The following is a 22103-nucleotide window of genomic DNA, read 5'->3' as shown; positions in this document are numbered from 1 at the left end:
AATGAACATGGAACATCAGTAAAACCTGGAAGAGTTGGAGAAATAGTAGCTATGGGCGGAAACATAATGAAGGGATATTTTAATGATGAAGAGGAAACTAAAAAAGTTTTAAGAGATGGGTGTCTCTATACAGGAGATTTGGGAACTATTGATGAAGATGGATATATATATATTGTTGGCAGGGAGAAAAATATAATAAAAAGCGGTGGTAATAGAATAAGTCCAAAGGATGTTGAAGATACAATACTAGAAATGGATAAAATAATGGAGTGCGTTGTGATAGCTGTAGAGGACGAAATTTTAGGAGAAGCCATTAAAGCTTTTATAGTGTTAAAAGATTCTAGCTTAAAATCAAAAGATATTATTGAATATTGCAAAAGTAAATTGCCTAATTATAAGATACCTAAGTTTATAGAAATAGTAAGTAGCATTCCGAAAAATTCCTCAGGAAAAGTAATGATTACTTCTCTTAAAGGAAAGTAGGTGTATATGAAAATGAATAATATTAATTCTATTGAAGACTTAATATTTAATAAACCTTTTGAAATGGAACAAGAAGAGAAGGAGAAAATATTAATAGAAATTTTTAAAGAGCAATTATATAACAATAGAAATAATGAAAATATTAAAGCTATGTATAATAAATTAGGATTTGATATTAAATATTTAAATAGATTAGAAGATATACCGTATATACCAGTTAATATGTTTAAAACTTTTGATTTATTTACATGTAAAGAGGATGAGATAGTAAGAATATTAAATTCTAGTGCTACTACTACAGGAACTCCAAGTAAAATATATATAGATAAAAAAACTTCAATACGGCAATCACAAGCGCTAATAATTACTTTAAATGATTTCTTAGGTAGTAAAAGAAGGCCGTTGCTTATTATGGATAGCGAAGACATAAATAAAGAATCCTTTAATTTAACCGCAAGAGGAGCGGCAGTTAGAGGAGTAAGCAATTTTTCAAATAAGATAGTATACGCTATGGATAAAGAAGGAGAAGATTTAAAAATTAATTTTGATAGGCTTCACAAATTTCAAGAAGAACATGGACATGAGGAAGTATTGGTTTATGGGTTTACTTATATAATATGGTCAAAATTTATAAAAGCTATTGAAAAGACTAATGAAAAATTCAGTTTACCTGGAGCTAAAATAATACACAGTGGCGGTTGGAAGAAACTAAATTCTAAAAAGGTTAGTAAGCATGAGTTTTCAAAAAGTGTAAGCGAAACCTTTAATACTAATATAAATAATGTATTAGATTTTTATGGTATGGTAGAGCAATTGGGAGTAGTATTTATTGATTGTGAATGTGGATATAAACATGTACCGAATTTTGCAGAAGTTATAATAAGAGATATTGTAACTTTAGAGGAAGTTTCTATTGGAGGAAGGGGATTAATACAGGCTATGAGTACTTTATCATCAAGCTACCCTGCTCAAGCTATTTTGACGGAAGATATAGGAGAGCTTGTTGGAATAGATGATTGCAAATGTGGTAGAAAAGGAAAATATTTTAAGTTTATATCTAGGGTAGAAAAAACTGAAATAAGAGGTTGTGGAGATACTTTTGCTGAGAGGGAGAATGGAAATGATTAAATGCTATACTTTAAATGGAGAGTTTTTTAGAGAAGGTTTAGAATTTAATAATTTTGATAATATATATGAAATATTAAAGGAAAATGAAAATAGACTTAAAAACATTCCAGTAGACGCCATTCTTCAATTAATCAATGAATACAGTGCGACAATATCTAAAAGAAGAGATTTATTAATAAAAGAAGGTGTACCATTTTTATCTTTCTATTTAAAAAAGAATAATTTAGATAAAGTTATAAATTTGAATATAAGTAATAAATATTTTTTAGATAAGTTTATTGAGGTGGATGAAAAAAAATTTATTAAAGCTCAAAAAAGAGGCATTGTATGTCATTGGATTGCAGGTAATATACCTACTCTAGGAATATACTCTATATTTCAATCTATTATTTGCAGAAATTCCAATATTGTCAAAATACCTTTAAAAAATGAAGATATAATAATAGAGTTACTAAAACCTTTAAAAGATATAAAGATAAATTTCGAGGGTACTCAATATTATGGATTAGATATTTTGATCAATATTTGTATAATTAATTTTTCCAGCAAGGATATGGATTTAAATCTTAAAATGTCTAAAATAGCTGATTGCAGGGTTTTCTGGGGAGGGGAAGAGGCCTTAAGGCAAATAAGGAAATTGCCTCAAAAAACTACTTGCAAAGATATAATTTTTGGTCCTAAATATTCTTTTGCAGCATTTGATAAAGAAGTAATAGAAAGTAATGATTTGGAAAAATATTTAGAAAATCTAACTCTTGATATAATAACTTTTAATCAAGAAGCTTGTTCATCTCCTCATGTATTATTCTTAGAAAAAAGTTTAATATCCATTGAAGAAGTAAGCCATAGGCTTATAAAAGCTTTTGAAAAAATGAGCAAAAGATATTCCATAAATCATGTTGATGAAGGAATAGCAGCTTCCATAATAAATAAGAGAGGTGAGTATGCTCTTAGTTTAGAAAAAATGATTCATTGTAGTAAAGGGTTGGAGTATACTATTTTAATAAGTGATGAATTTAAATTGGAGGAACCCGTAGGTGGAAGAACAATATTTTTAAAAGAAGTTCAAAATATATCTGAGGTAAAAAATCTTATTACTCCTAAAATCCAGACTGTTGGAATTGCATTTAAAAATGAAGAAAAAGCTTTAGTTTTTGCAGATGAAATAACTAATAGAGGAGTAGATAGAGTGGTTAAGGTAGGATACATGAGTTTATTTGATACCCCTTGGGACGGTTTGTTGACTATTAGTGAATTAGTTAGATGGTGTTCAATAAATATTAATGGAATGATAGAATAGGGCTAAAGCTATTAAATTGCTTTAGCCTATATTATTGGGTAAATTTCCTGGATGAAATGAAGGTTTAAAAAGTGAGAATAAAGGAATTCGATAAAAGGAATAGAATTAATAATAATAATATATAGGATAATAGGATAATAGGATAATAGGATATATGACTAGTTTTTGAAGTGAATTACATTAAAATAATAATGGAGGTATTATTAATGGTCAATAAGGATGCTTTTATGGACATTAAAATACTTGAAAATGATATGGGAGACATTAATAATTATAATTTTAACAAGATTATTAATGAATTAGAAAAAACCAGATCATTGTGTATTGAACTAGATGCAGTAATTGAATGTTCTTACGATGGAATATATATTACCGATGGAGAAGCAAATACATTAAAGCTAAATAAATCATATGAAATAATTACAGGACTTAAAAGAAAAGATATAATCGGTAGAAATATGAGAGATTTAGTGAAAAGTGGAGTTATATCTAAATCTGGTACCTTGTGTGTAATTAAAAATAAAAAACCTACTACCATAGAACAAACATTTAAAACAGGAAAGAAAGTGTTAGTTTCTAGTAGTCCCATATTCGATAAAGAAGGTAATATAAGTATGGTAGTGACTAATGTTAGAGATGTTACTGAACTTTATGAATTAAAAGAACAGCTAGCTAAAAATGAAGAGTTGACTAAAAAGTATTATTCTGAAATAGAAGCTATGAAAAACCAATTATTAAATTCTTCAGATATAATCGCTCAGGATAAAAACATGTTACATACCTTAAGAATATCAAAAAAAGTTGCTATTGTAGATACTACAGTACTTCTTTTAGGAGAGACTGGAGCAGGAAAGGAAGAGATTGCAAAATATATACATAAAAATAGTAAAAGATGCAATAAACATTTTATAAAAATAAATTGTGGAGCAATACCAGAAAATTTAATTGAAAGTGAATTATTTGGATATGAAAAAGGAGCTTTTACAGGAGCTAATAAAGAAGGGAAGATTGGTCTTTTTGAGGTAGCTAATGAAGGAACTATTTTTTTAGATGAAGTGGGAGAATTGCCATTAGATATGCAAGTAAAGCTTCTAAGGGTTTTACAAGAAAAAGAAATTGAAAGGGTGGGAGGAATTACTCCTATAAAAGTTGATGTGAGAATAGTTGCAGCTACAAATAGAAATTTAGAGGAAATGGTTTCTAAAAAGTTATTCAGAGAAGATTTATATTATAGATTAAATGTAGTGCCTATTACCATACCTCCATTGAGGGAGAGAAAGGAAGATATAGTACCTTTAACAGAACATTTTTTAAGGGAATTAAATAAAAAATATAATTTGAATAAAAGTTTTACCGAAGCAGCTATTCAATCACTTTTAGATTATAAATGGCCTGGTAATGTAAGAGAACTTAAAAATATTATTGAAAGAGTTGTAATAATGAGCGGTAATGATAAAATACTTAGAAGTGATTTGCCTATTAAATGTGGTTTTGACTTCATGGAACCACAAATTGGTTATATAGATGAAGAGATAAATTTGAAAGAACTGGTGGAAACCTTTGAACTTAAATTTATAAACACAGCCTATGAGAAATATAATAATGTTAGAGATGCAGCAAAATATTTAGGAATGGATGCATCTACTTTTGTAAGGAAAAGAAAAAGATACATAGAAAAATATGTGTTGCAGAAGTGAAATTTGATGCAATTTTGCAATTATGAAAAGAATGGTTAGTTTTGCTAAAATAGCTAAGCTTTCAATGGAATACATAGTCAAAATAACAAAGTTTGATGCGAAACTGCATCAAACTTTGTTATTTTTTTATCAAATTTAAAATAGTTTATCAAATTAAGTTTTAAGAAACTCAGTATTTTCAACACATTAATGGTCCTTTATTTAATTTTTCATAAAAGAGAGCTTCATGGCATAAAAGTTGCTTTATATAAGAGCAAGAAAATAAAAAATATAAATATATATGAAAGGGATGATTTAAATGGCACTTATGACAGGTGAACAATATGTAGAAAGCCTTCGTAAACTTAATTTAAAGATTTATATGTTTGGAGAGTTAATAAATAACCCAGTAGATAATCCAATACTTCGACCATCAATGAACTCTGTAAAAATGACTTATGATTTAGCTCAATTACCAGAATATGAGGATTTAATGACAACTAAATCTTCATTAAATGGTGAAAAGATTAATCGTTTTTGCCATATTCACCAGAGTACAGAAGATTTAATTAAAAAAGTAAAAATGCAAAGATTATGTGGACAAAAAACTGCAGCTTGTTTCCAAAGATGTGTAGGTATGGACGCTTTTAATGCTGAATATAGTACTACATACGAAATAGATAAGGCATATGGAACAAACTATCATGAAAGATTTAAAAAATTCTTAGAGTATGTACAGGAGAATGATTTAACTATTGACGGTGCTATGACAGACCCAAAGGGAGATAGAGGATTATCACCAAGTAAGCAAAAAGATCCGGATTTATACCTAAGGGTTGTAGAAAGAAGACCTGACGGTGTTGTAGTAAGAGGAGCTAAAGCCCATCAAACTGGAATGTGTAACTCCCATGAGGTTTTAGTTATGCCAACCATAGCAATGAGGCCAGAGGAAAAAGACTATGCAATTTCTTTCTCCATTCCAACAGATACAGAAGGAGTGTTTATGATTATAGGACGTCAATCCTGTGATACTAGAAAGCTTGAAGAGTTTGCAGACATTGATGTTGGAAATAAAAATTTTGGAGGAGTAGAAGCATTAACTATATTTGATGATGTATTCGTTCCAAATGAAAGAATATTTTTAAATGGAGAAACTGAATTTGCAGGTATGCTTGTTGAAAGATTTGCAGGTTATCATAGACAAAGTTATGGAGGGTGTAAAGTAGGAGTTGGCGATGTGCTTATAGGTGCAACTGCTGTTGCTGCTGATTATAATGGTGCAGCTAAAGCTTCCCATATTAAAGACAAATTAATAGAGATGACTCATTTAAATGAAACCCTTTACGCTTGTGGAATTGCTTGTTCAGCAGAAGGATGTAAAACTGAATCTGGTAATTATATAATAGATCTATTGCTTGCTAATGTATGTAAGCAAAATGTTACGAGATTCCCATATGAAATAGCAAGGTTAGCTGAAGATATAGCAGGTGGAATAATGGTTACTGCACCATCTGAGAAGGATTTAAGAGATGAAAAGATAGGGCCATATATTGAAAAGTACTTAAAAGGAGTGGATTCTGTATCTACTGAAAATAGATTAAGAATATTAAGACTTATAGAAAACTTAAGCTTAGGAACTGCAGCAGTAGGATATAGAACAGAATCTATGCATGGAGCTGGCTCTCCACAGGCTCAAAGAATCATGATTGCAAGACAAGGAAATTTAGCTCATAAGAAAGAATTAGCTAAAGTCATTGCAAATATAAAAGAATAGACAGAAGTTAGAAATTCCTTTAGGGGTTTTTAAACACATGAATTGTAAAAAATCCCTAAAGGAATTTTAAAAATAAAATTGTTCTGTAGCTTTAAAAGTACGAGGTGTGGATCATGATTGAAAACATAGAAAAAATAATAGATAGCGAAATAAGACCTTATCTAAAAGAACATTATGGAGATATAGAATTATTAGGTTTTCATGATGGAATTGTAGAAGTTAAATTAATTGGTCAGTGTAATGGTTGTCCATCTGCTAAATATACAGTGGAAGATGTAATAGAGAGCAAATTAAAAGAAGAATTTAAAGAAGTAGAAAAGGTAACTCTTATAAACGAAGTTAGTGAAGAGCTACTTCATATGGCAAGAAAAATATTATGTGGCAGTAGATAGGTGGTTAAATGTTAATAGGTATCAAATATTGTGGAGGATGTAATCCTAAATATAATAGACAGAAAATTCTTTCTGTGATAAAAGATAACTATAGAAATTTAAATATCAAATTGGCTGAGGAAGATGAAGTTTATGATTTAGTGATAGTATTATGTGGATGTACTAGCTGTTGTGCCGATCATAAAAACTTAAAATATAAATATGAAAAAATTATTGTAAAAAATGAAAACGATTATTCTAATATAGTAAAAGTTATAGAAAATATAAATAAATAATATTTGAGGGGTGAAGAAATTGAATTGGCATGAAATTTATAAAAGTAAGATTGTATCAGCAGAAGAAGCTGTTAAAAAAATAAAATCAGGAGATAGAGTTGTTATAGGTCATGCCGTAGGTGAGCCTACAGCAGTTATTGAAGAAATGGTGATAAATACGGAGAATTATACTGATGTTGAAATTGTGCATATGGTAGCTATGGGAAGAGCTGAATATGCACAACCAGGTATGGAAAAACATTTTAGGCATAATTCTATATTTGTAGGAGGAACTACAAGGGATGCAGTAAGCGAAGGTAGGGGAGATTTCACACCATGCTTTTTCTCAGAGGTACCAAGTTTATTTAAAGAAACTCTGCCTGTAAATGTTGCTTTAATACAAGTTTCATCTCCAGATGAGCATGGTTATTGTAGCTTTGGAGTTTCAAACGATTATACAAAGCCAGCGGCAGAATGCGCAAAGATTATAATTGCAGAAGTAAATGACCAAATGCCAAGGACTATGGGTGACTCTTTTATTCATATTTCAGAAATAAATTACGTGGTGGAAAGTTCGCATCCAATAATTGAACTTAAACCAGCTAAGATTACCGATGTAGAGAAAGCTATTGGAGAAAACTGCGCTTCATTAATTGAAGATGGTTCCACACTTCAGTTGGGTATAGGAGCAATTCCAGATGCAGTGTTATTATTTTTAAAAGATAAAAAGGATCTAGGAATTCACTCAGAAATGATATCAGATGGAGTGGTAGAATTAGTTGAAGCAGGGGTAATAACTAACAAAGCTAAAACTCTTCATCCAGGTAAAATAATAGTAACTTTTTTGATGGGAACAAAGAGACTTTATGATTTTGCTAATAATAATCCCATGTTAGAAATGTATCCAGTTGACTATGTAAATGACCCTACAGTAATAATGAAAAACTATAAAATGGTGTCTATTAACTCCTGTGTTCAAGTAGATTTAATGGGTCAAGTTGCCTCCGAAAGTGTAGGTTTAAAGCAGATAAGCGGTGTTGGGGGACAAGTAGATTTTGTAAGAGGGACAAACATGAGTAAAGATGGGAAATCAATTATGGCTATGCCATCCACTGCGGCAAAAGGCAAGGTGTCAAAAATAGTTCCATTTTTAGATGAAGGAGCTGCCATAAGCACATCAAGGAATGATGTAGACTATATAGTTACAGAGTATGGTATTGCAAAACTTAAAGGAAGGACTTTAAGGCAAAGAGCTAAAGCTTTAATTAATATAGCTCATCCAAAATTTAGAGAGGAATTAATAAAAGAGTATGAAAAGAGATTTCATAATGAATTTTAATGATATGAGGAGGAAAATTTATGGCCTTAAAAAGAGATTATGGAAATGAGCAACCTTATACACCGGCTGGTATTTTTAAAATTAGACTTCCATTTATTCATTATAAATGGGAATGGTCTGAAGCTTTACAAGCTATATTAATGTGTGCTACTTGTTTAGGAGCAATACCAATTTTAACTGAAACTTTGGGTGTATCTTTTGAAATTGCATGGGGTATGGTTATAATAAATGGATTATTATACTGCATGCATGCATTGTTAGGAGACCCTGTAGTACCAGGATGGATAACACCATCTGTACCACTTACTATTGGGTACTTAAGTAGTTTTGCCATTGGACCTGAAAGAATACAAGCTTTAATAGCATTACAAATTATAGTAGGTCTAATATTTGTTATTATGGGTATAACTGGTGCAGCAGGTAAACTTATGAACATAGTTCCAAATTCAATAAAATCAGGCATTTTACTTGGAGCAGGTTTTGCAGCTATAATGGGTGAATTTAAAGTTGGAGGAAGATATGGAACTTTTCCTATAGCTATAACAATAGGTACTATTTTAGCGTATTATTTATTGTTTTCTGAAGGATTTAGAGAGTTGAGAAAAAGAAATAAGTTATTAAATGTTTTAGGAAAGTATGGCATGCTACCAGCAATTATAATAAGTATTATAGTTGGACCACTTGCTAAAGAGTTGCCAGTTCCTAAAATAGAGATTGGTTCAATAATCCATATTCCAAATATGTCAGCTATAATGAAAACTGTAAGTCCATTTGGTATTGGATTCCCAAGTGCTAAAGTATTCATATCCGCCATACCTATGGGGATAATGGCATATATAATAGCCTTTGGAGATTTTATTACCAGTGAAGCTTTACTTAATGAAGCTGACGAAATAAGAAAAGATGAAAAAATTGACTTTAACTCAAATAGATCAAACTTAATAAGTGGCTTTAGAAATATAATAATGTCCTTTATAACACCATACGTACCTCTTTGTGGGCCATTATGGGCAGCTGTTACAGCAGCAGTTTCTCAAAGGTATAAAGAAGGTAAAGAAGCAATGGACTCCTTATTTGGTGGTGTTGGAACTTTTAGAATAGTAACTTTTATATGTGTAACATTGGTTCCAATAGTTTCTCTAGTTCAACCAGTACTACCTGTAGCACTATCTTTAACATTATTAGTTCAAGGATACGTATGTACAAGGCTTGCTATGGATATATGTGTTACCGACTTAGATAAAGGTATTGCAGGAGTAATGGGAGCAGTATTAGCTACAAGAGGTGCTGCTTGGGGGTTAGTAATTGGAATAATACTTCATTTAATACTAAACGATTTTAAAGAAACTAGAAAAATTAAAGTAAACGAAGAAGTTACTACTAAAGTTAATTAGGAGTAAGTAAAATGTTTTTATGCAGAATACTAGGAAAGGCCGCCAGCAAATACCATGCCGGCAGGCCTTTTATTCATGTTAAACACTTTTTATAATTATGTTTGCGACAGCTAAATTTATTACATATGTTTCAGCAGGTAAGCTGTAAAATGAAAAATGTTATATGAATATTTTAGTTAGCTATGTTATAATTAACCCGTATATTATTTTTAAAATAAATCTAAGCAGGGAAGTGGATAAAATATGAAAAATAAAATTAAAGTATTATTAATACTATTGTCTCTACTATTATGCTTCAATTTGGTTGCTTGTGGTAAAAATAATAAAAACAATGAAAAAAACAATAGCAAAGAAAATGTAGAAGTTTCCACAGGTAACAAAGAGGAGCCAAAACCTGAAGAAAAGAAAGAAGAGAACGAAGAAGTAGCAAATAAAGAAACAAATAAGGAAACAAATGAAGAAAAGGAAGTAGTTCTATATTTTGGAGATGAAAATGCAGAGTATTTAGTTGGAGAAACTAGAAAAATTAATAATCCAACACCTAAAACTGTGGTAGAAGAATTAATTGCAGGCCCTAAAGGGACAAAAATATTTGGAGTATTCCCTGAGAATACTAAGGTAATTGACATAACGGTTAAAGATAAGATCGCTAAAGTAAACTTTACCCAAAGTCTACTACAAGAGCTAAATGGAAATTATAGTAGTATAACAGCATCACAACTAATGTTGTACTCTTTATCAAACACATTAATAACATATAAGGACTTTAACATAGAAAAGCTTGAAATATCTATAGATGGGAAAAAAATAGATTTGTTTGGACCTATAGACATATCCTCACCAGTTGAACTTAATAAAGATATATTAAAAAAATAAATGAAGTTTGGTTCAAAAATTTAATACATAAATAAATTAAAGAAGAGGTACAACCTCTTCTTTTTTTAAGATATCACAAATCTTTCATTGTAATGGATTAATATATATTGTGATGAATTAATATATGTTGTAAAATTTAACTGAGAAATAGAGCTTTAGCTTTAAGTAGGGGGTAGAACTATGAGATGTTCTTGGTGTAAGGATGACTTACTTTACATAAAATATCATGATGAAGAATGGGGTGTACCAGTTTTTGATGATAGAAAGCAGTTTGAATTTTTAGTATTAGAATCAGCCCAAGCAGGACTTAGCTGGATAACAATACTAAGGAAAAGAGAAAACTATAGAAAAGCCTATTGTGATTTTGACCCTAATGTGGTAGCAGATTTTGATGAAGAAAAAGTTCAAAACTTAATGAAAGATCAAGGAATAATTAGGAATGAAAGAAAAATAAGAGCCTCAATAAATAATGCTAAAAAATTTTTGGAGATTCAAAAGGAATTTGGCAGCTTTTGTAACTATATATGGGGATTTGTTAAATATAAGCCAATAACTAATTTATATGGAAATGAGACAGAAGTGCCTAGTAAAACTAAATTATCTGAAGAGATAAGCAAGGATTTAAAAGATAGAGGGTTTAAGTTTTTAGGACCAGTAATAATATATTCTCATTTACAAGCTACGGGTCTGGTAAATGATCATATTAAAGATTGTTTTAGATATGAACAAGTAAAAGCTATAAGTGAGAAACTAAATCATTCATAGGCTTTTTAAACAAGGATAAAAATAATTTCTTTAGCAATACAGAGAGGGAGTTTGTGATTTAATGGGAAATTCTATAGATATCAAAGCGTTGGACGAAAACTTGAATTTTTTTAATAAAATGTACGACATAATGAGGATTGTTGATCCACTGAAGAAACAGGTTATAAATTATTATGGAAACAAAATTGAAAAAACAGGAGATGCTTGTTTTTCTTATTGGGGTAAGGAAAATATTTGCAATAATTGTATTTCAATAAGAGCATATATAGAAAATGAAACCTTTGTAAAATTAGAACATACTCCTGATAAATTATTTATGATTACAGCTATCCCCATTGAAACAAAAGACAATACAATTGTTTTAGAACTATTTAAGGATACTACGGAATCAATGATAATAGGTAATGGAGAATATGAAAAAGGTCGTAACTTAAAGGATACTTTAGTAGAATTGAATGATATGGTAGTAAAGGATTCTTTGACTGAAATTTTTAATCGAAGATATATAAATGAAAGATTACCAGCAGACATTGTAAAATCTATTATTGAGCAAAAACCTTTGTCAATAATAATATCAGATATTGACGATTTTAAATTAATTAATGATACATTTGGACACCAGATAGGTGATTTAGTTTTAAAAGAAATATCAGATACTTTGATAAATTCTTTTCCAGCTAACTTAGGATGGGTAGCAAGATACGCTGGAGATGAATTCTTAATATGCTTAAATGATACAAAAAATCATGAAGCTTTTATTATTGCTGAAGAAATTAGAAAAAATATAGAAAGAAAGATAATAAAAAATAAAAATGAAAATATTAAATTATCTGCATCTTTCGGTATTTTTACTATGTATAAAGATAAGTTTACTGTTGAAGAAATGTTAAATTTTGCGGACAAAAATCTATATGAAGCAAAAAATAAAGGTGGAAATATTGTAATTAATTAAATATACTATAGCAAATTACTACCTAGTTGAATAATATACTAATAAATGTAAAAAAGGTGATTAGGTATGAAGTTTGCCATTAGAAGCTTTGATTTAAAGAAGAGAATAGCCCCTAAAAAAGGTTTAGTAAAGGGAATTAAATTTAAAGAAATATTTAAACTTTCAAGAAAATGGGGAAAAAAGTCTAGTAAAAATATTCTAAAAGGAATAAATAGAAAAACTAATAAAAATGTATTTAAGATGTTCAAGAAATTATTCAAGTAATAATATATAGGCTTTAATAATCTAAGTAGAATGTATAATAATTTTCATGGGTTCTAAATTAAAATGCTGATTTTGATAATAATTCAAAGTCAGCATTTTAATTTATTGTTGTTATAAGGAATTCATTTTGAAAATTAATATGATATTGGTAATATCTATTAAATTGTTCTTGACAACTACATTCTACACTTGTAGAATGTAAATATATTCTACAAGTGTAGAGGAGGTGGAAATATGAGTAATTTACCTAAAATATCTGATGCAGAATGGGAAGTTATGAAGCTATTATGGGATAAAGGTAATATAACTTCTAAGGAAATAGTTGAGACATTAAAATCTACTACAAATTGGAGTAGCACTACCATTTATACTTTAATTAACAGATTAGTAAAGAAAAATGCAGTGGGGATTAAAGAGGGTACATCACCTTATATATGCTATCCTTTAGTTTCACAGGAGGAATTAAGAACTGAAGAAAGCAAGTCTTTTTTAAAAAAAGTTTTTGATGGATCATTAAATTTAATGTTAGTCAATTTTGTTAAAAATGAAAAATTATCTAATGAAGAAATAGAAGAGTTAAAAGATATTCTTGAAGATAGGAAAGAATAAAGGAGAGAATTTTATGGAAGTGCTTATGAGTATTTTTAAAGGAATATTACTTTCATCAGCAATGTCAACTGTATTAGTTATAATTATTTTGTTTATGAAACTAATCTTTAAAAATAAATTTAGTGCTAATTGGCATTATTGTATATGGTTTTTGTTATTGTTGAGATTAATTATACCTTATGCACCTAAAAGTTCTTTTAGCATTTATAATGCATTTAATTTGACTATAGAAAATTTAGCATTCGAAAAAGAAAACAATAACACTGCATATGAAAAAGTACGCATTTTAGAAGAAAATGTAGAAGAAGATATAGGAGTACCTACAAAAGAAAATATATTAAAATATGAAAAGGAAATTAAGGTCAAGGACATAAAGTTTTATTGTGTGCTCCTATGGATTACGGGGGTTTTAACTATTGGAATATATACTATTGCTATAAATGTAAAGTTATATATAAGAGTTAAAAGAGAAGAGTATGAAGTAGAGGAATGGATACATATATTGCTTGATGAGTGCAAACATAAAATGAATATAACAAAGAGCATTCCTATAATAATATCTAATAATATATCTACACCTGCTCTTTTAGGATTAATTAAACCTAAATTGTTGTTACCAAAGGATATATTAGATAATATTGGCTATGATCAATTGAGATATATACTGTTTCATGAATTATCACACTATAAAAGAAAGGATATATTTGTAAGATGGATAAATGTAACCTTAAAAATATCACATTGGTTTAATCCTATGGTGCGGTATGGATTAAGCAAGATGAGTGATGATTGTGAAATAGCTTGCGATGAAAAAGCGCTTTCTTATATAAAAAAAGAAGAGCATAAAGAATATGGATATGCTATTATCAATCTATTAGAGATGTATTCTACTCCTAAATGGATGATGGGAACAGCAGGAATGACCACAGGCAAAACTTTAGTAAAAAGGAGAATTGAAATGATTTCGAAATATAGAAAATCACCTTTTATTTGGAGAGTTGTAGCAATAGTAATGTTTACTATTATTGGAATTATAGGTTTAACTAATGGGGAGTTAAATAAAAAAGACAGTTTTATGATAATAGAAGATAAAAACAATACAGGAATTATAGTTACTCTTTCAGATAAAGAAATGGAGGAAAAGGAATATGAGGAGTTAATAGATCCTGAAGATATTAAAGGCATTGTTAACATTGTAGATATCACACATACCATGACTAATCTTAATAATGGAGGTGCAACAGCAATTTATCTTAATGATGAGAAGGTAAGTGAAATAAGCAAAATTAGTGTTGAAGGCATGTCTTTTGTTGTGAATAATAAAAGGATTAATCATCCCTTTATTATAAAAGCATTGGGAGATCCAGAAAATCTTAAAAGTTATCTAGAAGAGGATAATTATATGATAAATGCTTTTCAGCAAAGAGGTATAGGATTCAAAATAGAAACATCAGAGGATTTATAAGTAAATTTTGTCATTGTAATAAAAAATATCTTCTACTAATATACTATGGTGAATAAATAAAAAGAAGGTGTACTATGGCAAATATTTTTAAGGTAGAAGGTAAAAAAAATATAGTGCTGCTAATTTCAGCTATAATTTTAACTGAAGGGGTAGGATTTTTATCTGGCTTTTTAGGTATGTACAATAAAGAAACCTATGATAAATTAATAAAACCGTCATTTTCTCCACCAGGATGTGTATTCCCAATAATTTGGGCAATACTATATTTCCTTATGGCGTTAGCTTTTTATAGAATATTACTTAGGGGAAAGGAAGGTAAAAATATAAAAAAAGCTGTAACATATTATATTATTCAGTTGGCGTTAAATTTTCTTTGGACTATTATTTTCTTTAGATTTAATCTTTATGGATTGGCCTTCATCGAACTTTTGATATTATTAGCTTTTATATTACTAACTACATTTGAATTCTATAAATATGATAAGGTCTCTGCATTTTTAATGATTCCATATATTCTTTGGGGTTCCTTTGCAGGTATATTAAATTTTTCTATATGGGCATTAAATGAAATGTAGGTAATAAAAAAAATAAGGGGCGTTTCCATAACGCTCCTTATTTTAAAAATCACTAATTAAAAATATTAAAAGCAGAAATCAAATTTGTATGTTCTGCAAAAATTTTAAAGCCTATCATCATGAGTACAATACCACCAATTAGCTCTGCATTCTTTTTTAGTAAGCATCCAAATTTTTTACCAAGATAAACTCCCATAAAACATATGATAAAAGTTACAATTCCAATTATTAATATTGATTGAATAATTGATACTTCAAAAAAAGCAAAACTAACTCCTACTGCCAATGCATCAATACTTGTTGCAATTGCAAGTATAAATAAGGTTTTATTACATAGCTCCGCTTTTTCAGTTTGGCAATCATCATCAGATTTTAATGTTTCATAAATCATTTTGCCTCCAATAAAAGCAAGCAATAAAAAAGCAATCCAATGATCAAACTTTGTTATGTAATTTTGAAAATTTATGCCTACTAACCATCCTAATAATGGCATTAACGCTTGGAAAATACCGAAATAACCGGCTATTTTTAAAGCATCTTTTATATGGACTTCCTGTAATGTAACGCCGTTAGTTATAGATACTGCAAAGGCATCCATGGATAATCCAAAGGCAATAAGTAGAATAGTGAATAAATCCAATACAAACACACTCCTTATAGATTTTATATAATAAAAAAAGACTCATGTATAACAAAAAAAGATGTTATACATGAGTCTCATTATTTAATGTAAGCCAGGCTTTAAAAAGCCAATATGTTGACTATACAACACAATTTACTGTGCCAATTACTCCCTCATAATTTAAAATATTCATTTCGTACAATGCATATTATAGTATGTTTTTATGATATTTACAATAGCTAAATGTTAAATATAAATGATATATGTTTAATTATAAAAATTAAATTATAATATTCATTGATTATTTCTCATATAAACTTATTCATATGAATAATAATTAATGAGGTGATAATATGAGTACAGTAACGAAATGTTTTTGTGGAAGTGGAAAAGAACATGATAAATGTCATAAAGAAATCAAAACAAATAGTAAGTTTGCTAAGACTTATAAGTTCTATAGAAAAATTGATAGCATAATGAATAAAAAAATAAATGAAAATTTACTTAACATTGTATGCAAAAAAGGATGTAGTGAATGTTGTTTTCAGATTTTTTCAATATCAGAGGTTGAATTTTGTATAATCGTAGATTATATAACTAAACATTTTAATAAATTGCAATTAGAAGATATTATAAAAGAAAGTTTAGAAATTAGAGAAATTTTATATAAAGATCATCCTGATTATATGAACAAATTAAATATAAATATTACGGGGATTAAACCAGAGGATTATATTTATTATGCTACGGATTCTCCAGGTAAGCTTAAAAAAGGATGTGCTTTATTAAACTCTAAAGATCAGTGTAGTATATATAAAGTTAGACCTTCAATATGTAGAACTCATGGAGTAGCATATTTTCATGAAAATTATACAAATATACTGTGTAGCAAATTTAAAATTGATGATAGTAATAGGAGCAACTTTGTAGATCTAACGGACTATAGAGAAGAATATGATGGATTATATACATTTACTAATTCAAAGAATAATTCTACAGTAATAAGAAGATTATATCCATTATTCTACTGGTTTTGCTTATTAGAAGATAAAAAAATGTCATTAAATGAATTTAAAAAAACTATTATATATAAAAGATACACTACTATGAGCGAAAGGGAGTTTTTAGATAATATGCATAGTATTACATAGTGATGGGTATTTTAAAAACTAAAGAGGTGATTTTATGCCCTATAGGGATTGGAAGATTACATTTGACAAGGATGAAAATATAGAAGAGAAAAGAAAAAAGAAAAAAGAGAATAAAAATGAAGAAAATAATAAGAAAAAAATGAATACTTTTAAATAAATTTCCTCTATTACCTCCAATTTAATATAATAAAATAATGGGTTTTTGCAGAAAATTATAGTGCAAAACAAAATAAAAAAAAATTAAGGAGGTAACACTTATGGCAAACAGAAGTTCTAATAGAGTATTAGTTCCAGAAGCTAAACATGGATTAAATCAATTTAAAATGGAGGTAGCTACCGAATTGGGATTAGCTAACTATGAATCCATGGATAAGGGTAACTTGACATCAAGACAAAATGGTTCAGTAGGTGGAGAAATGGTTAAAAGAATGGTAGAAGCTTACCAGAGAAACTTATAATTAAACAAAAGAGCTGCTCAAAATCAGTAAAGCTGATCTTGGGCAGCTTTTACTTTATATACAATCTTCAAAGTTATTTAATATAATTACTATAATCATGAGAACTAAAATCAAAAGAAAATGATAAGAAAATTTGTATAATTTACGATAAAAATATGTTATTATTATATAATAACGTAAATAAAGGAGAATTAAAGTGAAAATTACAATTGTGTGCATTATTGGAGATTATGCAATATGTAAAAATGAAGTAACTGGAGAAGTATTTAATATCCCTTTAAAAAAACTTAAAGATGTTAAAGAAGGAGATGAAATTTCTTTTGTTAACGGGAATTATATAAAAGAGGAAAAAGAGAAAGAATTAGATTGGAATAAATGCTACATATATGATGATGTAATTATAGATATAGATGACTTTACTAAGTAAATCTAAAATAGTTTGAATAAAAGACATACCTCTATGAATATATATCAATGGAGGTGTTTATAAATGAAATTAGAAATTAATACTCAATTTGGACCTGAACGTCATACTCTAAATAGTTATCAGAGTAAAAAATTTAAGGAATGGCTTGAAAATCCAAATAGCCCTAATATATTTACTTATTGGAAGTCTGGTTATAATCGGCATATGATAAAACCTCAAATAATTAGTTTAAAATATATTGAAGATTGATTTTTAGAATAATGCCCCTTTCGATGGATAAAATAATCCTATAGAAAGGGGTGTTTTATTATGCCGATAAAAGGTAAATTAAAAAATAAACAGATTAAAGCAATGGGAATAGATAGAGTAGATAATGGTGAAATAGAGCATAAAGAAGATAAAAAGAATATCAAGAATAGAAATAATAAAAAATAGAAAAGGAGGATATAGTATGGTTAAAGAGAAACAAAAACTTCCTCATGCGAAAGCTTTCAAAAGAGCTAAAAAGATGTTGGATAATAGTAAGAATATATCAGATGTACTGCAAGAAACAAACCTAAATCATAGGGATGTATTAAAGATAAAAAATGAAGATAGGTAAGAACACAAAGGAGAGTCATATTAATGATTCTCTCAGTTAGTAGGTTTACATAATTTCAATTATGTAAACTAAATAAAATGTAAACTCCAGCAATATTTATACTTTTGAAAAATATAATAAAAAAAATACTTACTTATCTCAGTTAGAAAATGTATGAACGGATATAATTAATAAAGGATTGAGAATATTTCAAAATGTTGCGCTATAACTCAATTTAATGAGGAAATGAGAGCAAATTTAAAAATAATGTAAAATATGCTTGAATTTATTATGAATATATATGTATAATGAGTATATGTTAAGCTAGAGACAATGGAAGGATGAATATTATGACTAAAAGTATGACTGGATTTGGAAGGGCAACTCATGATGACACCGTAAGAAACATCATAGTGGAAATTAAAAGTATAAATCATAGGTATTGTGATTTAAATGTAAAAATGCCTAAGAGTCTTATATCCTTAGAAGAAAGAATCAGAAATGTAATACAGGAAAAGATTCATAGGGGAAAGATAGATATATTTATTACTTTAAATACATATGATAAAAGGGACTTAAAGCCAAAGTTAAACAAGGCATTAGCAAATAATTATTATGAATGTTTAAAAGAAATTAAAAATAGTTATGAAGTTTATAATGATATTTCAATATCCCTAATAGCTAGATTTCCTGAAGTAATTACTCTTCAATATGAAGAAGATGATATAGAAGAATTATGGTCTTGTCTATCAACTCCATTAAAAGAAGCATTAGATCTCCTAATTCAGATGAGAGAGAAAGAAGGAGAAAAACTTAGAGATGATATTAAAGAGAAATGTGATAGGATTACTGCTACTTTGGATATAATAAAAGAAAAATCCCCTATGGTTCCAATAATGTATAAAGAAAAGTTGACGTCCCGAATTAATGAATTATTAGAGGATGGTAAGATTGATGAAAGTAGAATAGCTATGGAAGTAGCCATTTTTGCTGATAAAGCTTGCATTGATGAAGAAATAGTTAGATTAAGTAGCCATTTAAAACAAGTTAATGATACTCTAAATCTAAAAGAGCCTGTAGGTAGAAAACTTGATTTCATAGTTCAAGAAATGAACAGGGAAGCTAACACAATCGCATCAAAAGCCAATAATTTAGACATATCTAAATTGGCATTAGAAATAAAAAACGATATTGAAAAAATTAGAGAACAAATTCAAAATATTGAATAATATAATATTTATGTAAGTGGGAGGATTTTAATGAGTATTAAACTGATAAACATAGGATTTGGAAATATTGTTTCAGCAAATAGACTTATAGCTATTGTAAGTCCTGAGTCCGCGCCAATAAAAAGAATAATTCAAGAAGCAAGGGATAGAGGGATGTTAATCGATGCTACATATGGTAGAAGAACTAGAGCTGTTATAATAACAGATAGTGATCATGTAATATTATCAGCTGTACAGCCTGAAACAGTTGCACATAGACTATCAGTTAAAGATGATGATGAAGATGAGGTTGAAGAATAATGAATAACCCAGGTTTACTTATCGTTATTTCTGGACCCTCTGGTACTGGAAAAGGTACAGTATGCAAAGCATTATTAGATAGAAATGATTTTTGGATTTCTGTATCTGCTACTACTAGAAGGCCTAGGCTAGGTGAAGTTAATGGGAAAAGCTATTATTTTTTGTCAAAGGAAGAATTTCTTGATAAAATAAGTGAAGATGATTTTCTAGAGTATGCAGAGGTTTATGGAAATTATTATGGAACTCCTAAATCAAAAGTTATAGAAATGATTGAAAAGGGAGAAGATGTAATATTAGAAATAGATATTCAAGGAGCTTTAAAAGTAAAAGAAAATTATCCTAATGGAGTATTCATATTCATACTTCCACCTTCAATGGAAGAATTAAAAAATAGAATAACCAATAGAGGCACAGAAACAGAGGAATCTTTGATGACAAGATTTAAATGTGCTTACAAAGAAATAAATTATGTGTCAAAATATAATTACGCTGTAATTAATGATACAGTGGAAAATGCAGTTAATAAAATAGAAAGTATAGTATTAGCTGAAAAATGCAGAGTTGATAGAATAAAAAGTACAATATTAGATTCCAAGGAGGGACTTATACATGAACAACTCTATGATTAATCCATCAATTGTAGACTTATTAGAAATGGTAGATAACAGATACTCTTTAGTAGTAATGACATCTAAAAGAGCAAGACAACTTATAAATAATGAAGAACCTTTAATAGAGACTGAATTTAAAAAACCTGTAACCGTTGCAATAAATGAAATACATTCTGGTGCAATAACTTATGAAACGCTTAAAGAAGGCATAAAATAGATATGGAAAATCAAAAGACTGTAGTTATTGGAGTCACTGGTGGTGTAGCTGTTTACAAGGCTTTAGATGTTATAAGCAGATTAAGAAAAAAAGACATTGAAGTTCATGTAATTATGACTAAATCTGCCTGCGAGTTTGTTAATCCACTTAGCTTTCAAAGTTTAAGTCAAAATATGGTTGTTACAAACATGTTTGATGAACCAAAACATTGGGAGATACAACATATTTCTTTGGCTAAAAAAGCAGATTTGTTTGCAGTTATACCAGCTACTGCCAATATTATAGGTAAGGTTGCTAATGGTATAGCTGATGACATGCTTTCAACTACCATCATGGCAACAAGATCTACTGTGGTATTTGCGCCAGCCATGAATACGAACATGTATACAAATTCAATTGTTCAAAGTAATATAAAAAAATTAAGTGATCTTGGTTACAAGTTTATTGAACCTGAAGCAGGAAGATTAGCCTGCGGAGATACTGGTAAAGGTAAATTAGCCGATACAGAACTTATCGCAGAACAAATAATTAGTATGCTATATCCCACAAAGGATTTACAAGGAAAAAAAGTATTGGTTACTGCCGGACCAACACTAGCTCCCATTGATCCAGTAAGATATATAACAAATAAATCTACAGGAAAGATGGGTTATTCAATAGCTGAAGAAGCAAGAGATAGAGGGGCAGAAGTAATTTTAATTTCAGGACCGACAAATTTGAAAAAACCTTTTGGTGTGAAAACAATTCAAGTAAATACCAATAAGGAAATGTATGATGAGGTAATAAAATATTATGATAGCCAAGATATTGTAATTAAATCTGCTGCAGTAGCAGACTATAAACCTAAAAGCTACTCTGAAAAGAAAATAAAAAAATCAAGAGATGAGTTCAATTTAGAGTTTGTTAAAGATATGGATATATTAAAAAACCTTGGTGAAATTAAAAAGGAACAGATCTTAGTTGGTTTTGCAGCTGAAAGTCATGATTTAATGGAAAATGCTCAGTCTAAATTAGAAAGAAAAAATTTAGATTATATAGTTGCCAATGATATAACTGGTGATGGTATTGGATTTGCTTCAGAGGATAACAAGGTTTCAATAATATGTCGAGATGGCAATATAATTGAAACTTCAAAGGTTTCTAAAAGAGAAATAGCTAAGGAATTATTCGATGTTATATTGAAAAATATTAATAAATAGTAATTTTTAAAGGGGCAAATATTCGCAAAATGCGAAAAAGGCCTCTTTTATTTAGTATATTTA

At 28.8% G+C, this 22103-nt stretch carries 28 protein-coding genes and 1 pseudogene; 28 read left to right on the top strand and 1 reads right to left on the bottom strand.

Annotated features, from left to right (window positions below; genetic code table 11):
- The 16 genes and pseudogenes from RYO54_RS02055 to RYO54_RS01980 all read left to right on the top strand — a co-directional run.
- Nucleotides 1-483: pseudogene (locus tag RYO54_RS02055) on the top strand (AMP-binding protein); the annotation flags it as partial.
- 12 nt (nt 484-495) lie between these two features.
- Nucleotides 496-1611, top strand: coding sequence for an acyl-protein synthetase (locus tag RYO54_RS02050; protein ID WP_315115041.1), 1116 nt, complete (start codon nt 496-498; stop codon nt 1609-1611).
- Nucleotides 1604-2911, top strand: a complete 1308-nt coding sequence (locus RYO54_RS02045; RefSeq protein ID WP_315115039.1) for an acyl-CoA reductase — start codon at nt 1604-1606, stop codon at nt 2909-2911. Before RYO54_RS02050 ends, RYO54_RS02045 begins: the two co-directional genes overlap by 8 nt.
- A gap of 206 nt (nt 2912-3117) precedes the next feature.
- Complete coding sequence (locus RYO54_RS02040) at nt 3118-4608, top strand: sigma 54-interacting transcriptional regulator (protein ID WP_315115036.1); 1491 nt, start codon at nt 3118-3120, stop codon at nt 4606-4608.
- Nucleotides 4609-4906: 298 nt separating this feature from the next.
- On the top strand, nt 4907-6361 hold the full coding sequence (locus tag RYO54_RS02035) for a 4-hydroxyphenylacetate 3-hydroxylase family protein (RefSeq protein WP_315115033.1): 1455 nt from the start codon (nt 4907-4909) through the stop codon (nt 6359-6361).
- A gap of 113 nt (nt 6362-6474) precedes the next feature.
- Complete coding sequence (locus RYO54_RS02030; RefSeq protein WP_315115030.1) at nt 6475-6753, top strand: NifU family protein; 279 nt, start codon at nt 6475-6477, stop codon at nt 6751-6753.
- 8 nt (nt 6754-6761) lie between these two features.
- Entirely contained in the window at nt 6762-7028 is a 267-nt protein-coding gene (locus RYO54_RS02025; RefSeq protein ID WP_315115027.1) for a hypothetical protein, read from the top strand.
- Between the two features lie 19 nt (nt 7029-7047).
- On the top strand, nt 7048-8346 hold the full coding sequence (locus RYO54_RS02020; protein ID WP_315115024.1) for an acetyl-CoA hydrolase/transferase C-terminal domain-containing protein: 1299 nt from the start codon (nt 7048-7050) through the stop codon (nt 8344-8346).
- A 20-nt stretch (nt 8347-8366) separates the two neighbouring features.
- The gene (locus RYO54_RS02015; protein ID WP_315115022.1) at nt 8367-9740 is read left to right on the top strand and encodes a hypothetical protein; all 1374 of its coding nucleotides are present in this window, start codon (nt 8367-8369) and stop codon (nt 9738-9740) included.
- 243 nt (nt 9741-9983) lie between these two features.
- Nucleotides 9984-10616, top strand: coding sequence for a GerMN domain-containing protein (locus tag RYO54_RS02010; RefSeq protein WP_315115021.1), 633 nt, complete (start codon nt 9984-9986; stop codon nt 10614-10616).
- A 180-nt stretch (nt 10617-10796) separates the two neighbouring features.
- The gene (locus RYO54_RS02005; protein WP_315115017.1) at nt 10797-11381 is read left to right on the top strand and encodes a DNA-3-methyladenine glycosylase I; all 585 of its coding nucleotides are present in this window, start codon (nt 10797-10799) and stop codon (nt 11379-11381) included.
- A 61-nt stretch (nt 11382-11442) separates the two neighbouring features.
- Entirely contained in the window at nt 11443-12333 is an 891-nt protein-coding gene (locus tag RYO54_RS02000) for a GGDEF domain-containing protein (RefSeq protein ID WP_315115014.1), read from the top strand.
- Between the two features lie 66 nt (nt 12334-12399).
- Nucleotides 12400-12597 (top strand): hypothetical protein, encoded by a 198-nt coding sequence (locus tag RYO54_RS01995; RefSeq protein WP_315115011.1) that lies wholly within the window; start codon nt 12400-12402, stop codon nt 12595-12597.
- 234 nt (nt 12598-12831) lie between these two features.
- A complete protein-coding gene (locus RYO54_RS01990) occupies nt 12832-13206 on the top strand; it encodes a BlaI/MecI/CopY family transcriptional regulator (protein ID WP_315115010.1) in 375 nt (124 codons plus the stop codon).
- Between the two features lie 13 nt (nt 13207-13219).
- Entirely contained in the window at nt 13220-14671 is a 1452-nt protein-coding gene (locus tag RYO54_RS01985) for a M56 family metallopeptidase (protein WP_315115008.1), read from the top strand.
- A gap of 74 nt (nt 14672-14745) precedes the next feature.
- Entirely contained in the window at nt 14746-15246 is a 501-nt protein-coding gene (locus RYO54_RS01980; RefSeq protein ID WP_315115005.1) for a TspO/MBR family protein, read from the top strand.
- Nucleotides 15247-15298: 52 nt separating this feature from the next.
- On the opposite strand, the gene RYO54_RS01975 is transcribed toward RYO54_RS01980, so the two are convergent.
- Nucleotides 15299-15886, bottom strand: coding sequence for a manganese efflux pump MntP family protein (locus RYO54_RS01975; RefSeq protein WP_315115002.1), 588 nt, complete (start codon nt 15884-15886; stop codon nt 15299-15301).
- A 335-nt stretch (nt 15887-16221) separates the two neighbouring features.
- Here RYO54_RS01975 and RYO54_RS01970 point away from each other — a divergent pair, with 335 nt between their 5' ends.
- The 12 genes from RYO54_RS01970 to coaBC all read left to right on the top strand — a co-directional run bounded on the left by RYO54_RS01970 (nt 16222) and on the right by coaBC (nt 22040).
- Nucleotides 16222-17019, top strand: coding sequence for a YkgJ family cysteine cluster protein (locus tag RYO54_RS01970; protein WP_315114999.1), 798 nt, complete (start codon nt 16222-16224; stop codon nt 17017-17019).
- A 34-nt stretch (nt 17020-17053) separates the two neighbouring features.
- Nucleotides 17054-17176 (top strand): hypothetical protein, encoded by a 123-nt coding sequence (locus RYO54_RS01965; RefSeq protein ID WP_315114996.1) that lies wholly within the window; start codon nt 17054-17056, stop codon nt 17174-17176.
- A gap of 100 nt (nt 17177-17276) precedes the next feature.
- Nucleotides 17277-17477 carry an alpha/beta-type small acid-soluble spore protein gene (locus RYO54_RS01960; RefSeq protein WP_315114994.1) on the top strand — a complete coding sequence of 67 codons (201 nt, stop codon included), beginning with the start codon at nt 17277-17279 and terminating at the stop codon, nt 17475-17477.
- 196 nt (nt 17478-17673) lie between these two features.
- Entirely contained in the window at nt 17674-17904 is a 231-nt protein-coding gene (locus RYO54_RS01955) for a hypothetical protein (RefSeq protein ID WP_315114991.1), read from the top strand.
- A 63-nt stretch (nt 17905-17967) separates the two neighbouring features.
- On the top strand, nt 17968-18153 hold the full coding sequence (locus RYO54_RS01950; protein WP_315114989.1) for a hypothetical protein: 186 nt from the start codon (nt 17968-17970) through the stop codon (nt 18151-18153).
- A gap of 60 nt (nt 18154-18213) precedes the next feature.
- Nucleotides 18214-18339, top strand: a complete 126-nt coding sequence (locus tag RYO54_RS01945) for a hypothetical protein (RefSeq protein ID WP_315114986.1) — start codon at nt 18214-18216, stop codon at nt 18337-18339.
- Between the two features lie 16 nt (nt 18340-18355).
- Entirely contained in the window at nt 18356-18505 is a 150-nt protein-coding gene (locus tag RYO54_RS01940; RefSeq protein WP_315114983.1) for a hypothetical protein, read from the top strand.
- 329 nt (nt 18506-18834) lie between these two features.
- On the top strand, nt 18835-19713 hold the full coding sequence (locus tag RYO54_RS01935) for a YicC/YloC family endoribonuclease (RefSeq protein WP_315114981.1): 879 nt from the start codon (nt 18835-18837) through the stop codon (nt 19711-19713).
- A gap of 30 nt (nt 19714-19743) precedes the next feature.
- Nucleotides 19744-20013, top strand: a complete 270-nt coding sequence (remA, locus tag RYO54_RS01930) for an extracellular matrix/biofilm regulator RemA (RefSeq protein WP_315114976.1) — start codon at nt 19744-19746, stop codon at nt 20011-20013.
- Nucleotides 20013-20642, top strand: a complete 630-nt coding sequence (gene gmk / locus RYO54_RS01925) for a guanylate kinase (protein WP_315114973.1) — start codon at nt 20013-20015, stop codon at nt 20640-20642. The genes remA and gmk overlap by 1 nt, the downstream gene beginning before the upstream one ends.
- The gene (gene rpoZ / locus RYO54_RS01920) at nt 20623-20841 is read left to right on the top strand and encodes a DNA-directed RNA polymerase subunit omega (protein WP_315114971.1); all 219 of its coding nucleotides are present in this window, start codon (nt 20623-20625) and stop codon (nt 20839-20841) included. Before gmk ends, rpoZ begins: the two co-directional genes overlap by 20 nt.
- Before the next feature lie 2 nt (nt 20842-20843).
- Nucleotides 20844-22040, top strand: a complete 1197-nt coding sequence (gene coaBC / locus RYO54_RS01915; RefSeq protein WP_315114970.1) for a bifunctional phosphopantothenoylcysteine decarboxylase/phosphopantothenate--cysteine ligase CoaBC — start codon at nt 20844-20846, stop codon at nt 22038-22040.
- The last annotated feature ends 63 nt before the right edge of the window (nt 22041-22103 follow it).

This window comes from uncultured Clostridium sp., from assembly GCF_963515715.1.
GTDB lineage: Bacteria > Bacillota > Clostridia > Clostridiales > Clostridiaceae > Clostridium_AW.
The sequence above is the reverse complement of the archived record's forward strand: the minus strand, read 5'-3'. Positions and strand labels throughout refer to the sequence as shown.